This window comes from Urbifossiella limnaea, assembly GCF_007747215.1.
Lineage (GTDB): Bacteria > Planctomycetota > Planctomycetia > Gemmatales > Gemmataceae > Urbifossiella > Urbifossiella limnaea.
The window spans coordinates 2,666,204-2,679,894 of record NZ_CP036273.1; the positions used below are offsets into that span (position 1 = coordinate 2,666,204).

The following is a 13,691-nucleotide window of genomic DNA, read 5'->3' on the forward strand; positions in this document are numbered from 1 at the left end:
TTGTGCGCATGTCCAATAACCTCCCGGTGGGGGTTGTCAAGGAAATCGGTGCGGAATCCGGGGCGTAGTAGATCCGGCGACTCACGTCGGTCAAACGCCGACCCGCACGATTCGTCTTGAACCCGCCCGACTCGCCGCCTACACCAGTTCCGCCGCCCCGCCCCGCCCGGAAAGCCACCCGTGACCCGCAACCGCATCTTCGGCCCGGCTGCCGCCGCGGTCGTCGCTCTTGTCGTCGTGCTCGCCACCGCCTCCGCTCAGGACACCGACCCGGAGTTCGAGTGGGTCGAGAAGGTGGTGTTGCGGCCGAAGTTCATCGGCGCCGCGACCGAGACCGGCGCCTTCCAGTGGGTGAAGGGGCAGCCGCTGAACGTGTCCGTGACCGGCGGCACGAAGGAGCACCGCAAGGCGGTCGCCGCCGTCGTGGAGGACTTCCACGCCGCGATCAAGGGGACGCCGCTGAAGGGGATGAAACTCCTGCCGGCCGGCGCGGGCGGCACCACCGTGATGGTGAGCTTCATGCCCAAGGCCCGCATCCCGGCTGCTCTCGCCCAGGCGGGGTGGTCGGCCAAGGACGTGAAGCTGTGGGAGAGCGACAAGCAGAGCTTCGCGTCCCAGGTGTTCCCGTACCCCACGTCGAAGCACGTCACGGCCCGGTCGCTCATCTTCGTGTCGTCGGACGCGGCCGACGCCGGGGAGGTGGAGTGGGGCGTGGCACTTTCGGTCGCGGCCAGCCTCGGCGTGCAGTTCACAAGCGATTACAAGGAGTCCGGCTTCTTCGGCGGGACCGAGGGGGGGCCGCGGCTGAAGGCCGCCGACAAGCGGCTGCTGGCGTGGTACTACACCCACGTGCCGCCGGGCACGAAGGAAATCGGCCCGCTGTACGAGAAGCACTACCCGAAGGGGAAGTGACGGGCGTGGGGCACCCCGTGCACGACGCCTCAGTACGCCTGCAGCCGCCGGCCGAACCGCCGCCGCACGCCCGACTGGTCCAACGTCGGACGGTCGGCGGCGCCGCTCCCGTGGATGGTGAGCGACTTCAACCTCGGCAGCACGGCGGGGTCGGCGAGTACCGGCCAGGTGCGCGACTCGATGTCCTCCGCGTCGTGGAACGACAGCGTCAAGTCCGTCACGTTCGCCAGCCGCTCGGACCGCACCACCCGCTCGCCGGCCGTCACCGACGGCGCGGTGTGTCCCGGGTCGATGCCGACCCGGAGTTGGAGCCGGTTCACCGCCTCCAGGCCGGGCATGGCGAGGAACCGCTCGACCGCGGCGTCGCTCGCCAGCGTCACGCCGCGGAGGGTGCGGGCGCGCTCGGGCGGGTGGCGGGGGTCGAAGGCGTCGAAGTCGAGGCGGCCGAGGTAGTCGTCGGTCACCTCCAGCGATTCGAGGCGGGCGAGGCCCGGCCACTCGGCGAGGCGGCCGAGCAGGGCGTCGTCGGCCGCCTCGTGGAGCCGCAGCCGCACGAGCCGCGGCATCACCCCGGGGCGGAACAGGTGGCGCAGCCCGGACGGGTTGTGGTACACGTCCCCTTGCGAGTCGCCGGCAATGTCGAGAGTGCGGAGATGGCGGAGCCAGCCGGCGCGGCTCATGGCGCGGAACGCCCGGCCGCCGGGGTTGTGGATCTGGAAGGATAGCCGCCGGGGCGGAGGCATGGCGTCAACGAGTTCTTGCCAGTCGGTGTCACGCCGGGGGTGCCCGTAGCCCTCCTCCCGGCCGACGCGGAGGTCGCTCAGCTGCCCGACCACCCGCGACCGGGCGAGGGTGTGAATGAGGTTGCCGGGCACGGCAAGGGACCGCAGTGAACGGAGTACGGTGCTGCCGAACAACGGTTGCCACCCGCCGAGCTGCGACAGCGTCGCCCGTACGTCCAGGGCCTGGAGCCGGGCGAAGACGCGGTCCCCGGCGAGCCGCTCGAAACACTCGGCGGTGAGCCCGCAGCCCCGGAGGTTCAGCCGCCGCAGGCCGGTGGCGAACGCGGCCCCGGCGATTTCGAGGACGCGCACCGAGTGGGCGAGTTGCTCCCGCTCCCCGCCGCGGACGGACAGGTCGAGCGACCGCAACCCGCGCAGGTGGGAGGCGGAGCAGAATGCCCGGAACGAGCTCGTGGTGAACCCTTCCACCCGGCCCCGCCGGCGAGGGTGCTGGAACGAGGTGAAGTGCCCGGACGGGCCGAACTCCCGCAGCCGGGTGAGGCGCGGGTTCGACGCCAGGGCGGCCAGCCACGCCCCGAGCGGCACCGCGAAGAAGCGCGTGACGACGACACAACTCCGAACGCGGGCGAACATCGGGTGCGCAACGACCGCCCGCACCGCGTCCGCGTCGGTCTCCTCCCACCCGTCGTCGCCGCACACCTCGACGCGGCTCACCGGCTCGGCGCGGAACAGGTCGTCGGCGTGGCGGACGAAGTCGGCCGCGGAGATGCGGACGCGGTGGAGGAAGCCGCGGCGGAACTCCCAGTCGTGGAGGTACTCGCGCGCGTTCCCGAGCCAGCGGGCGTCGCCCGTCGCGAGCTGGTCGTCGGCTTCGTCGAGCAGGTCCGCCCGGGCGCGGCTGCCGGGGGCGGCGCGGGCGGCGGCGCACTGGACGCGGACGAACGCGGCTCGGTCGGGGTCGCCGTGGTCGTCGAGCCAGTCGGCGAAGACGAGCCGCGGCGTGTCGTCCCGCGGGCGGGCGGCGACGGCGGCGAGGAGGGCGTCGCGGTCGGTCATGGGCGGGTCTCCGGGGTGGTGATTCTACCACCGGTCCGCGGTCTCTCGCCGTCGAGACATCCGTCCGTAAAACGGACTGCTGATCGGTCGCGGCGGCGCGGCCGGGGCTACTCCGACCCCCCACACGGGCGACCATGAGCACGAAGCACGTCTACTTCTTCGGCGGCGGCACGGCGGACGGCGACGGCAAGCAGAAGGAACTCCTCGGCGGCAAGGGGGCCAACCTCGCCGAGATGTCCAAGATCGGCATCCCCGTCCCCCCGGGCTTCACCATCACCACCGAGGTCTGCGCCGCCTACTACGACGCCGGCAAGAAGATCCCCGACGCCGCCGTCCCCGAGATCGACGCCGCGCTCAAGAAGGTCGAAGAGGTCGCCGGCAAGAAGTTCGGCGACGCCGCCGACCCGCTCCTCGTGTCCGTGCGGTCGGGCGCCGCGCTCTCGATGCCCGGGATGATGAACACCATCCTCAACCTCGGCCTCACCGACGCCTCGGTCGAGGGGCTCGCCAAGAAGACCGGCAACCCCCGGTTCGCCTACGACAGCTACCGCCGCGTCATCGACATGTTCGGCAGCACCGCGATGGGGTGCGAGCACGAGGCGTTCGAGCACGAGATTCACTCCCTCAAGCACGAGAAGAACGTCAAGCTCGACACCGACCTGACTGCCGACGACCTGAAGGAGTTGGTGAAGCGGTACAAGGCGGTCTACAAGAAGCACGTCGGCGACGACTTCCCGCAGGACGCCCGCAAGCAGCTGTACCTGGCCATCAACGCCGTGTTCAACTCGTGGAACGGCAACAAGGCGATCGAGTACCGCCGCATCGAGCGGATCACCGGCCTGAAGGGGACTGCGGTCAACGTGCAGGCGATGGTGTTCGGCAACACCGGCAACGGGTCCGGCACCGGCGTCGCGTTCACCCGCGACCCGAACACCGGCGAGAACGTCTTCTACGGCGACTACCTCATCAACGCCCAGGGCGAGGACGTGGTCGCCGGCATCCGCACGCCCGAGCACATCGACCAGCTCGAGCAGGAGATGCCGGCCGTCTACAAGCAGCTGATGGAGATCCGGCAGACGCTCGAGAAGCACTACAAGGACATGCAGGACATCGAGTTCACGGTACAGGAAGGGACCCTGTACATGCTCCAGACCCGCGGCGGCAAGCGGACCGGCAGCGCGGCCGTGCGGATCGCCGTCGAGATGGCGAAGGAGGGCCTGATCGACGAGCAGACGGCCGTGAAGCGCGTCGCCCCGGACAGCCTGAACCACCTGCTTCAGCCGCAGCTCGACCCCAAGAGCAAGGTGAAGCCGGTGGCCCAGGGCATCGCCGCCAGCCCCGGCGGCGCGTCGGGCAAGGTGATCCTGTCGGCCGAGGCCGCAGTGGCGCACGCGGCGAAGTACCCGAACGACCCGATCATGCTCGTCCGCAAGGAGACGAGCCCCGAGGACGTGGCGGGGATGCACCTGGCGAAGGGGATTCTGACCAGCACCGGCGGCAAGGCGAGCCACGCCGCCGTCGTCGCCCGCGGCTGGGGCAAGCCGTGCGTCGTCGGCTGCGAGGCCGTGAAGATCGACGAGAAGGCCCAGACCGTCACCATCGCCGGGAACGTGGTGAAGGCCGGCGAGTTCCTGACGATCAACGGCACCACCGGCGACGTGATGATCGGCAAGGTCGAGACGATCGCCCCGACGATGACCGGCGACTTCGCCACGCTGATGACGTGGGCCGACAAGGTCCGGAAGCTCAAGATCCGCACCAACGCCGACAGCCCGGCCGACTCGCTGAAGGCCCGCGAGTTCGGGGCCGAAGGCATCGGCCTGTGCCGGACCGAGCACATGTTTTTCGGCGAGGACCGCATCGCGGCCGTCCGCGAGATGATCCTCAGCACGACCGTCGAGGGCCGCAAGGCGGCGCTGGCGAAGATCGAGCCGTTCCAGAAGGCCGACTTCGTCGGCATCTTCGAGGCGATGGCCGGGCTGCCGGTGACGATCCGCCTGCTCGACCCGCCGCTGCACGAGTTCCTGCCGCAGAAGGACAACAAGGCCGGCGCCGAGGCCGTCGCCAAGCAGATCGGCGTGACGGTCGAGAAGATTTTCGAGCGTGTGGACGAGCTGCACGAGATGAACCCGATGATGGGGTTCCGCGGCTGCCGGCTGCCGCTGGTGTTCCCCGAGATCGGCGACATGCAGGTGCGGGCCATCATCGAGGCCGCGATCGAGGTGAAGAAGAAGGGGAAGACCGTGCTCCCCGAGATCATGATCCCGCTGGTCGGCGTGCTGGAGGAGCTGACGATCCTGAAGAAGCGGGCCGTCGCCGTCGCCGAGGAGGCGATGAAGAAGGCGGGCGTTCAGGTCGAGTACCAGATCGGCACGATGATCGAGCTGCCGCGGGCGTGCATCGCGGCGGACAAGATCGCGGAGGAGGCCGAGTTCTTCAGCTTCGGGACGAACGACCTGACGCAGATGACGTTCGGGTTCAGCCGGGACGACATCAAGGGGTTCATGCCGACGTACCTGGCGGACAAGGTGCTGCCGATCGACCCGTTCCAGACGATCGACTTCGCCGGCGTCGGCGAGCTGATGAAGATCGGCATCGCGAAGGGCCGGGCGAGCCGCAGCGCGAATCACGGCCAGCACCTGAAGGTGGGCATCTGCGGCGAGCACGGCGGCGACCCGGACAGCGTGGTGTTCTGCCACCAGATCGGGATGGACTACGTCAGCTGCTCGCCGTTCCGGGTGCCGATCGCCCGGCTGGCCGCGGCCCAGGCCGCGCTCGGCGCGGGGCAGCGGGACAAGTAACCGTCGCGGACGACGAACGGCACGAGCCGCGGGGGGCGTTCCCCCCGCGGTTTTCTTTTTTCCCGCGGTGTGGTAAGAGGGCGGTGGCCCAGGAGGCTCGACCAATGACCGCGCCCGCTGTGTTCCCGTCCCCGGACGTACTCGACGCCCTGGCCGCGTTCGGCGCCCGCCGGCTGACCGTGGCCGAGTACCACACCATGCACGACGCCGGCATCCTGATGGAAGGGGAGCGGGTGGAGTTGCTCGACGGGTACATCGTGGAGAAGCCGATGCGCAACCCCCCCCACGACGTGACCCTCCAGCGACTTACCAAGCGGCTATTGCGGCTCGGACTTGCGGGTTGGGAGGTGCGGATTCAGTCGGCCGTCTCGTTCCAGGAGAGCGAGCCGGAACCCGACGGGTCGGTGGTCCGAGGCGACGAGGCGAGGTACGCCACCCGCCACCCCGTGCCGGCGGATTTCGGCATCATCATCGAGGTGTCCGATTCGAGCCTGCTGTTCGACCGGCAGGTGAAGGGGAAGATGTACGCCGAGGTGGCCGTGCCGGTGTACTGGATCGTGAACGTTGTAGACCGGCAGGTCGAGGTCTATTCCGACCCCGACCCGGCCGCGACGCCGCCGGCGTACCGCACCCGCACTGACTACCACCCCGGCGACGACGTGTCCCTCGTCCTCGACGGCGTGGCCGTCGGCACGATCCCCGCCGCCGACCTGCTGCCCTGACGGTCAGCGGGTGTACCACTCGCGGATACGGACCACCAGGTCGAGGAACTCGTCCACGACGCCTGACGTGCGAATCTGCGGCCCCAGCATCCCCTCGACGACGCCGGCGACTTCGCCCCCGCGGCGAACGTAGGTGATCTCGAACCGGGCCGTCGTCTTATCCCCGACCGTCATCTCGACCGGCGTCGCCGTGCCGATCTCGACGCCGGTCTTCTCCACCGCGGCGAGTACGTCGGCGCGGATCGGGGTGAGGATGCGGGCGTAGTCCGCCTCGGGCAGTTTCCACACCCGCGTAACCGGAAACTCGCCCGGCTTCTGGCAGGCGAAGTGGGTGTGCCAGGAGTGTTCGGTGCTCGACCCGCCCGACCCGTGGAGGGACTTGAACGGCACCCAGCCGGCGCCGACGAGGTGCTTCTCGATCGACTTCAGAGCCACGCCGTCGAGCGCCTCGCGGACCGGCGACGTGTGATCGGACGGCGCGAAGCCGACCCGCGACCCGCCGTTCGTGACGCACCCGAGTGCCGCTGCCGGAACAAGTGCCCACAACCAGCGGAGCATCGGTCGATCCTCGGTCAGCGGGTACACCATTCGGTTGCGATCACCTTGACCCGCGTGAACCCGGGTTGTGACGGCGACGGGCCGACGCTCCCGACCACCTCACCCTGTACGGCCATGTCGCGGCGGAAGTACTGGAGTACGAAGGCGACCGGCTCGCCCCAGTGCTTCCCCTTCAAGCTCAGCGCGTCGGACGACGGCGACCCGGCGGAGCCGACCGCCTCGACGCCGTCAACCTTCACCGCGTGCCACGCCGCGTCCCGCACGGCCGTCATGACGCGCGCGAAGTGCGAGTCCTCTACGAGGACGGCGGTCCCGTCCGTCCCGACGTACCGCACGTCTATCTGCCATTCCTGTTCGCCGGTGCTTCCGACGCACCCCTGCCCGCGGAACTCCGGAGTCGTTCCCGGTGGGGCGGCGTCTCGCATGGCAGCTTCCACGGCCCGTGGGACGACCGATTCCAGCGCCGTCACCACGACCCGGTTGTGCCGGTCCGTCGGCGGCAGCCCGGCCCGCGACCCGACGCTGGCGCAGCCGAGGAGCAGGCTTGCGAGAAGGACGCAGACCCGACGCATCGGCCGCCTCCACTATCGGGTACGCCACTCGGTCTGGACGACGGTGACCTTCGTGTACCCGGCGTACTGGCGGGACGGCTCGATGACGCCGACCACGTCGCCGGCGACCGTGCCGTTCGCCCGCGTGTAGCGGATCACGAAGCGGTCGTCGGCTACCGGCTCTTCCGGCTGCGGGGGGTGGTACTCGATGTTCTCCAATTCGGTCAGCATCGCGTGTTCGAGTGCGTTGCGAACGGTGCGGGTCCAGCCGGGCGGCATCGGCTCGGTACGGCCGTCGGGGTGGTGGTAGCGGACGTGGCGCGTCCACTCGTGCTCGCCGGAACTGCCGCTCGACATCCACCCGAGCTCGGCGACCTTCGTGCCCGGCGGGGCGGCGGCGATGATTGCCGTGTTGACGTGCCGCGGAACGGCGTCCATCATGCGGTTGCGCATGACGTACCAGCCGTCGTCCATCGGCGCCTGGCCGACCCGGAAGTCGCCCGGAACGCACCCGGTTTGTAACGCGACGGCAACGACGCACGCGGCGGCCAGTCGCATCGAACGCCCTCGGAATCACAGGGAATGCCGCATACCGCGGGGCCGCGCCGGCCGCAACCCCGGCCGGTCAGGTGTTGACCACGGCTCTCCGCGCCCGGATGATGGTACGTTTCGCACCCCGACCCCGGAGCCCCCGTATGTGCTGCTTCTCCCGGCCCGTGCAGTCCGTCGCCGACACCAACATCTTCGCCCGGGCGTCCCGCGACGGCCGGCAGGTCCTCGCCTACCAGATGAAATTTCGGGCCGGCGAGGACCTGGCCATGATCCTGCCCCTGCCGACGCCGCCGCGCAGCCCCGAGAACGCCGTCCGGTTCATCAACCTGGAAAAGTACCCCGAATTCTTCGCGGACCTGAAGAAGGGCTTCCCCGAGCCGCCGCCGCCGAAGTCGGCCAAGAGCGACCCGGCGTCGCGGGCCGGGGGCGTTGGCGCGCCGCTGGCGGTGGTGGAGGTCGGCGGGTTCGAGGCGTCGTTCGTGCCGACGGTCGGCGACTTCGGCCGGCTCGACGCCCGGTTCCGCATCCCCGCCGAGACGTGGGACCGGCTGCCGCAGTACCGCGAGTTCGGGTTCGCCGTGTTCCGCCTCCGCAAGCCCGAGCGCGGCGAGAAGAAGGTTCACCCGATGGCGTTCGAGTTCCCGCGGGCCGACCGCGGCGTGCTGTTCTTCCCCACGGTCCACATCCACGACGGGAGCGTGCCGGCGCGGGCGCGGTTCGACCACGCCCTGTACTGCCAGGCACCGGAGGCGCCGCGCACGGGGTGGCGCGAGTCGCCGGGGCTGGCGAGCGGGTTCGCCGACGCCCGCAAGGCGGAAGGGCTGCTGGACCCGGACGGCCACGTCTACCTGCGCGAGATGCGGGGCACGTTCGACAACCGCGACGTGGGCGTCTGACACCCGACCCGGTGAGCCGGGGGCGTCCGCCCCCGGATTCTCACGGTGTGCTGTGCGAAAACCCGGGGCGGACGCCCCCGGCTCGCCTTCGCCGGTTGCGTTCCCCCCGTCCGGTCGTCCCCTTATACTCACAGCACACTTGCGCCCGCGGTCCCGCACGCGCCGAGGTCCGAACCATGCCGCACGCCCGTACCCGCGCCCTCGCCCTGGCGGTCATCGCCGGCGCGCTCGTCACCGCGGCCCGGGCACAACCCGACCCCGAACCGGCGGCGCTCGCCGAGCGGTTCGCCGCCGAGCGCGCCGCGGCCGACAAGGCCGGCTTCCCCGCCGGCCGCCTCGCCCCCGCCGACGACCTGGCCGCCAAGGCTGCGGCGGCCCTGAAGGCCGGCAACGGCCGCGGCGCTGCCCGCTACTACCGCGACGCCCGCTGGCAGCTGCCGTTCCTCCCCGCCGGGCTGCCGCCGCACGTCACCCGCGTCCTCGGTGAGAGCCGCGTCCGCCACGCCGACCACGTCAACTCGCTCGCCTACCGCCGCGACGGGGCCGTGCTCGCGTCCGCGTCGAAGGACGGCACCGTCCGCCTGTGGGACCTGGGCAACGGCCGCGAACTCCTCACGTACCGCGGCCACGCCGACGCCGACGCCCCGCGCGGGGCCGACGTGTTCAAGGTCGCCGGCGTCGACTTCGCGCCGGACGGCAAGACCGTCGCGTCCGTCGGCGGCAAGGAACTCCACCTGTGGGACGCGGCCACCGGGAAGGTCGTGAAGACGCTCGCCGTCGTGGAGAAGGACGACCGCCCGCTCCGGGCCGTGGCCTACGCCCCGGACGGCAAGGCGGTCGCGGTCGGCGGCGACGACGGCGTCGTGCGGGTGTACGACCCCGCGAGCGGCAAGGAGACGTTCAAGTCCGGCCCCCGCAACGCCCGCATCGAGCGGGTGGCGTTCTCCCCGAACGGCAAGCTGATCGGCGCCGCCGACAGCACCGGGAACGTCGGCGTGTACGCCCCGGGGCTGCCGAACCCGATGCCGATGTCGGTGCCGGCGGTCGAGCGCGGCGGGCCGTGCCTCGGCGTGGCGTTCGCGGCCGACGGGCGGGCCGTGTTCACCTGCGGGGCCGACAACAAGGCCCGCCTCACCAGCGGCCCGAAGGCCGACGGCACGCCGGACCCGGACATCCTCAAGGACTTGAAGCAGTACGTCGGCCACACCGACGCGGTGACCGACCTGGCCCTCACCGCCGACGGCAAGACGCTCGTCACCGGCTCGGGCGACGGCACCGTCCGCGTGTGGGAGACGGACACGGCCAAGCAGGTGCGGCTGTTCCAGGGGCACGTCGTCGAGCAGGTGTCGAAGTCCGGGGTGACGGCGGTGGCGGTGCGGCTCGACGGCAAGCAGGCGGCCAGCGCCGGGCACGACGGCTCGATTCGGCTGTGGGACTTGAACGCGGCCGACGAGAACCGCCCGCTCGCGGGCGCCGCCGGGCCGGTGTGGGCGGTGGCCCTGACGGCCGACGGCAAGCTCGCCGCGGCCGCGGGGGCGGACAAGACCGTCCGCCTGTACGACCCCGAGACCGGCGCCGCCGCGGGGGAGCTGACCGGGCACGCCGCCGCGGTCACGGCGCTGGCCTTCCTCGCCGACGGCAAGCTCGCCTCCGCCGGCGGCGACCGCGTCGTCAAGTTGTGGGACACCGCGACCCGGGCGGTCGTGAAGGAGTTGCCCGGTCACGAGTTGCCCGTGCTCGCGCTCGCCACCGACGGCAAGTTGTTGGTGAGCGCCGCCGCCGACCGCACCGCCCGCGGCTGGGACGCGGCCGCCGGCAAGGGGCTGTGGACGTGGACGGGTAAGGCGGCGGCGTGTGCCGCTGCGGTGCGGCCGGGCGGCAAGCAGGTCGCCGTCGGAACCGCGGACGGCAACCTCGCCGTACTCGACGTCACCGGGGGTGAGCCGAAGGAAGTCTGGTCCGGCAGCGCCCACACGGCCGGCGTCGCGGCCGCGGCGTACGCGCCGGCCGGCGCCGCGCTGGCGACGGTCGGGGGCGACGGGGTGATGCAGTTGTGGGAGCTGGACGAGGCCGGCCGGCCGAGCCCGGGTCACCGCTTCGAGGGGACGCCGCGGGCCGACAAGGGCGGGTTCGCGCCGCTGTCCGCCGTCGCCTTCACGCCCGACGGCCGGTTCGTCGCCAGCGCCGGGGCCGACGCCGTCGTCCGCGTGTTCGACACCCGCACGAAGGCCGAGGTGCGCGGCCTCCGCGGCCACGCCGAGTGGACCACGGCGCTGGCGTTCGGCCCCGGCGGGCGGCTCCTGGTGTCCGGCGGCGCCGACAAGAAGGTGCTGGCGTTCGAACTGACGCCGCAGGAGGGGGCGACGCCGGTCGGGCACATGCTGAAGATCAACGCCGTGGCCGTGAGCCCGGACGGGAAGACGGCGGCGACCGGCTCGGACGACAGGACGGTGAAGCTGTGGGACGTCGCCACCGGCCGCGAGCTGGACACGCTCGCCGGCCCGACCGACAGGCCGCAGGCGCTGGCCTTCCTCGGCGCCGACCGCCTCGCCGTCGGCTCGTTGGCCCTGTCCGGCGGCTCGGGCCAGCTGCACTTCTGGAAGGGGCGGCCGGCGAAGCTCGTGTCGTCCGTCACGCCCGGCGAGGTGTACGCGCTGGCGGCGCTGCCGGACGGCTCGAAGCTGGCCGCGTGGACCGCCCGCGCCGTGCAGGGCGAGGTGGTGAAGGCCAGCGCGTACGAGGTGTACGACGCCGGCGGGAAGTCGCTGACCGTGGTCCGCGACGCGGGACGCGATGTGCGGGCGGTGGCGTTCGCGGCCGACCTGTCGCTGGCGGTTGCGGGCGACGCCACCGGCACGATCCGCCTGTGGGACCTGGCGACGCAGAAGCAGGCCGGCGGCGACTGGCCGCTGTTCGCGGAACCGCTCGCCGATTTGGGGCTGACGGCGGACAAGGCGAAGCTCGTGGCCGCCGACGCGGCCGGGCACGTGAAGGTGGCCGACGTGGCGAAGCGTGCCGTGGTAGCCACCGCGGCGGCGGACGCGAAGGGGGTACGGGCGCTGGTGGTGTCGCCGGCCGGCGACTCGTTCGTGACGATCGGCCGCGACGGCGGCGAGGTGAAGGCGTGGCCGCTGGCCGCGGCGGGGGAGCTGAAGCCGTCGCGGGTCTGGGCGCTGCCGGTGGGTGTTCTGGCGGCCGCGTACACTCCGGACGGCCGGTCGCTCGTGACGGCCAACGCCGACGGCACGGCTTACGTGCTGGCGCTGCCGTAGGGGAGGCCCGACGGCGCTTCCCGTTTCGGCGCGCGGGCGTAAGACATCCCCCACCCGCGAGGCCGGCGATGGACCTGAACGCGCTCATCCGCGACGTGCCCGACTTCCCCAAGCCGGGCGTCCTGTTCAAGGACATCACCCCCCTCCTCGCCGACCCCAAAGCCTTCGGCTACGTCGTCGCCCGGATGGCCGCTCACTACGCGAAGGCGTCGCTCGGTGCGATCGCCGCCGCCGAGGCCCGCGGGTTCCTGTTCGCGGCGCCGCTGGCACTCGAGCTGAACCTGCCGCTCGTGCCGCTCCGCAAGCCGGGCAAGCTGCCGTACAAGACGCACTCGTTCCGCTACGACCTGGAGTACGGCTCGGCCGAACTCCACATGCACATTGACGGCGTCGCCGCCGGGGCGCGGGTGCTGCTGGTGGACGACGTGCTCGCCACCGGCGGCACGATGGCCGCGGCCGGGAAGTTGATCGAGCAGGCCGGCGGGACCGTCGCCGGGTGTGCGTTCCTGATTGAACTCGGGTTCCTCGGCGGGCGGGCGCACCTGCCCGGGTACGAGGTGTTCAGCCTCCTCACCTACTAACCACGCCGGCGGGGGAGCGATGCCGCTGACCGTGCCGTGCCCGGGGTGCCGGGAGCCGCTGGACGTGGACGACGAGCACCGGACCTGGAAGGTCCGGTGCCCGCGCTGCGCCGCCGAGTTCGTCCCCGACGAGCCGCGCCCGGCCGACGCCTTCGCCCCGCGCCGGCCGCCCGACGACGACTTCGACGACCGCCCGCGCCGGCGGCGCCGGCCGAGGTCGGCGGCCGACGACTACGACGACGCAAAGAGGGATGTGCACGGCCCGAGCGTGTTCCTCGAACTGCTGGGCTGGCTCGGCATCCTGGCGTCGGTCGGCATCGCATTTCTGTTCGCCGCGATCGGCATGGCCCCACCGCCCGGGAAGCCGAACCAGCCGCCCGAGGCGGCGGTGTTCGCGCTCGGGTTCGCCGGGTGCATCGGCGTGCTGGGGGTGGGTGTGCACATCCCGATCATCATCGGCGCCCGCCACCTGCGGCGGCTGTCGAGCCGGCCGTGGGCGATGGCCGCGGCCGTGCTGGCGGTTCTGGTGTCGAGCATCTTCCACCTGGCGGCGGGAATCTGGGCGATCATCGTCATCAACCGGCTGCACGTGAAGAACGCGTTCGACGACTACGCCGAGACCGGCGGCCCGCCCCACAACGACTGACGCGGACAACGAGGGGAGTATGCTGATCGACTTCGACAAGAGCGGCGGGCTGGTCCCGGCCGTGGCCCAGGACGCGGACACCGGCGAGGTGCTGATGCTCGCGTGGATGAACCGCGAGGCGTTCGACGAGACCGTCCGCACCGGCCGGGCCGTGTACTTCAGCCGCAGCCGCAACCGCCTCTGGCGGAAGGGCGAGGAGAGCGGCAACGTGCAGGAAGTGAAGGGCGTGTTCGTGGACTGCGACGCCGACACGGTGCTGCTGAAGGTGAAGCAGGTCGGCGGCGCGGCGTGCCACGAGGGCTACCCGAGTTGCTTCTTCCGCGAGCTGGCCGGCGGCGAACTGAAGGTCGTCGGCGAGCGGGTGTTCGACCCCAAACAGGTGTACAAGAAGTAGGACCGCC

Annotated in this window: 11 protein-coding genes and 1 pseudogene; 8 read left to right on the forward strand and 4 right to left on the reverse strand. The window is 71.6% G+C overall.

All coding sequences use genetic code 11. From position 1 onward, the window contains the following. The first annotated feature begins 180 nt into the window (after positions 1-180). Positions 181-912 carry a hypothetical protein gene (locus ETAA1_RS10755; protein WP_145237457.1) on the forward strand — a complete coding sequence of 244 codons (732 nt, stop codon included), beginning with the start codon at positions 181-183 and terminating at the stop codon, positions 910-912. Positions 913-941: 29 nt separating this feature from the next. On the opposite strand, the gene ETAA1_RS10760 is transcribed toward ETAA1_RS10755, so the two are convergent. Beyond that, the gene (locus ETAA1_RS10760) at positions 942-2,711 is read right to left on the reverse strand and encodes a TIGR02996 domain-containing protein (RefSeq protein WP_145237459.1); all 1,770 of its coding nucleotides are present in this window, start codon (positions 2,709-2,711) and stop codon (positions 942-944) included. Between the two features lie 134 nt (positions 2,712-2,845). Here ETAA1_RS10760 and ppdK point away from each other — a divergent pair, with 134 nt between their 5' ends. Both ppdK and ETAA1_RS10770 read left to right on the forward strand, forming a co-directional pair. Further along, positions 2,846-5,512, forward strand: coding sequence for a pyruvate, phosphate dikinase (gene ppdK / locus ETAA1_RS10765; RefSeq protein WP_145237462.1), 2,667 nt, complete (start codon positions 2,846-2,848; stop codon positions 5,510-5,512). 104 nt (positions 5,513-5,616) lie between these two features. Further along, positions 5,617-6,234, forward strand: a complete 618-nt coding sequence (locus tag ETAA1_RS10770; protein WP_145237465.1) for a Uma2 family endonuclease — start codon at positions 5,617-5,619, stop codon at positions 6,232-6,234. A gap of 3 nt (positions 6,235-6,237) precedes the next feature. Here the strand turns inward: ETAA1_RS10770 and ETAA1_RS10775 are convergent, their stop codons facing one another. The 3 genes from ETAA1_RS10775 to ETAA1_RS10785 are packed head-to-tail and all read right to left on the reverse strand — an operon-like array spanning position 6,238 to position 7,901. Beyond that, positions 6,238-6,792: a hypothetical protein gene (locus ETAA1_RS10775; protein ID WP_145237467.1), complete on the reverse strand. Its 555-nt coding sequence runs from the start codon at positions 6,790-6,792 to the stop codon at positions 6,238-6,240. A 14-nt stretch (positions 6,793-6,806) separates the two neighbouring features. Continuing rightward, positions 6,807-7,364: a hypothetical protein gene (locus ETAA1_RS10780; protein ID WP_145237470.1), complete on the reverse strand. Its 558-nt coding sequence runs from the start codon at positions 7,362-7,364 to the stop codon at positions 6,807-6,809. A 12-nt stretch (positions 7,365-7,376) separates the two neighbouring features. After that, the gene (locus ETAA1_RS10785) at positions 7,377-7,901 is read right to left on the reverse strand and encodes a hypothetical protein (protein ID WP_145237473.1); all 525 of its coding nucleotides are present in this window, start codon (positions 7,899-7,901) and stop codon (positions 7,377-7,379) included. Positions 7,902-8,038: 137 nt separating this feature from the next. On the opposite strand from ETAA1_RS10785, the gene ETAA1_RS10790 reads away from it, so the two are divergent. From ETAA1_RS10790 to hisI, 5 genes and pseudogenes are all read left to right on the forward strand, one after another. Next, positions 8,039-8,791 (forward strand): hypothetical protein, encoded by a 753-nt coding sequence (locus ETAA1_RS10790; protein ID WP_145237476.1) that lies wholly within the window; start codon positions 8,039-8,041, stop codon positions 8,789-8,791. A 176-nt stretch (positions 8,792-8,967) separates the two neighbouring features. Beyond that, on the forward strand, positions 8,968-12,063 hold the full coding sequence (locus tag ETAA1_RS10795; protein WP_145237479.1) for a WD40 repeat domain-containing protein: 3,096 nt from the start codon (positions 8,968-8,970) through the stop codon (positions 12,061-12,063). A gap of 68 nt (positions 12,064-12,131) precedes the next feature. Beyond that, the gene (locus ETAA1_RS10800) at positions 12,132-12,644 is read left to right on the forward strand and encodes an adenine phosphoribosyltransferase (RefSeq protein WP_145237482.1); all 513 of its coding nucleotides are present in this window, start codon (positions 12,132-12,134) and stop codon (positions 12,642-12,644) included. A 19-nt stretch (positions 12,645-12,663) separates the two neighbouring features. Next, positions 12,664-13,290, forward strand: a complete 627-nt coding sequence (locus ETAA1_RS10805) for a hypothetical protein (RefSeq protein WP_145237485.1) — start codon at positions 12,664-12,666, stop codon at positions 13,288-13,290. Next, positions 13,241-13,684, forward strand: a pseudogene (hisI, locus tag ETAA1_RS10810) (phosphoribosyl-AMP cyclohydrolase); the annotation flags it as partial. The gene ETAA1_RS10805 and the pseudogene hisI, both read left to right, overlap by 50 nt. Between the last annotated feature and the right edge of the window lie 7 nt (positions 13,685-13,691).

What these genes read in the sequence shown, in the direction of transcription:
- ETAA1_RS10760 (WP_145237459.1), bottom strand. Translation starts at nt 2,711, where the DNA reads ATGACCGACCGCGACGCCCTCCTCGCCGCCGTCGCCGCCCGCCCGCGG.
- ppdK (WP_145237462.1), top strand. Translation starts at nt 2,846, where the DNA reads ATGAGCACGAAGCACGTCTACTTCTTCGGCGGCGGCACGGCGGACGGC.
- ETAA1_RS10770 (WP_145237465.1), top strand. Translation starts at nt 5,617, where the DNA reads ATGACCGCGCCCGCTGTGTTCCCGTCCCCGGACGTACTCGACGCCCTG.
- ETAA1_RS10775 (WP_145237467.1), bottom strand. Translation starts at nt 6,792, where the DNA reads ATGCTCCGCTGGTTGTGGGCACTTGTTCCGGCAGCGGCACTCGGGTGC.
- ETAA1_RS10780 (WP_145237470.1), bottom strand. Translation starts at nt 7,364, where the DNA reads ATGCGTCGGGTCTGCGTCCTTCTCGCAAGCCTGCTCCTCGGCTGCGCC.
- ETAA1_RS10785 (WP_145237473.1), bottom strand. Translation starts at nt 7,901, where the DNA reads ATGCGACTGGCCGCCGCGTGCGTCGTTGCCGTCGCGTTACAAACCGGG.
- ETAA1_RS10790 (WP_145237476.1), top strand. Translation starts at nt 8,039, where the DNA reads ATGTGCTGCTTCTCCCGGCCCGTGCAGTCCGTCGCCGACACCAACATC.
- ETAA1_RS10795 (WP_145237479.1), top strand. Translation starts at nt 8,968, where the DNA reads ATGCCGCACGCCCGTACCCGCGCCCTCGCCCTGGCGGTCATCGCCGGC.
- ETAA1_RS10800 (WP_145237482.1), top strand. Translation starts at nt 12,132, where the DNA reads ATGGACCTGAACGCGCTCATCCGCGACGTGCCCGACTTCCCCAAGCCG.
- ETAA1_RS10805 (WP_145237485.1), top strand. Translation starts at nt 12,664, where the DNA reads ATGCCGCTGACCGTGCCGTGCCCGGGGTGCCGGGAGCCGCTGGACGTG.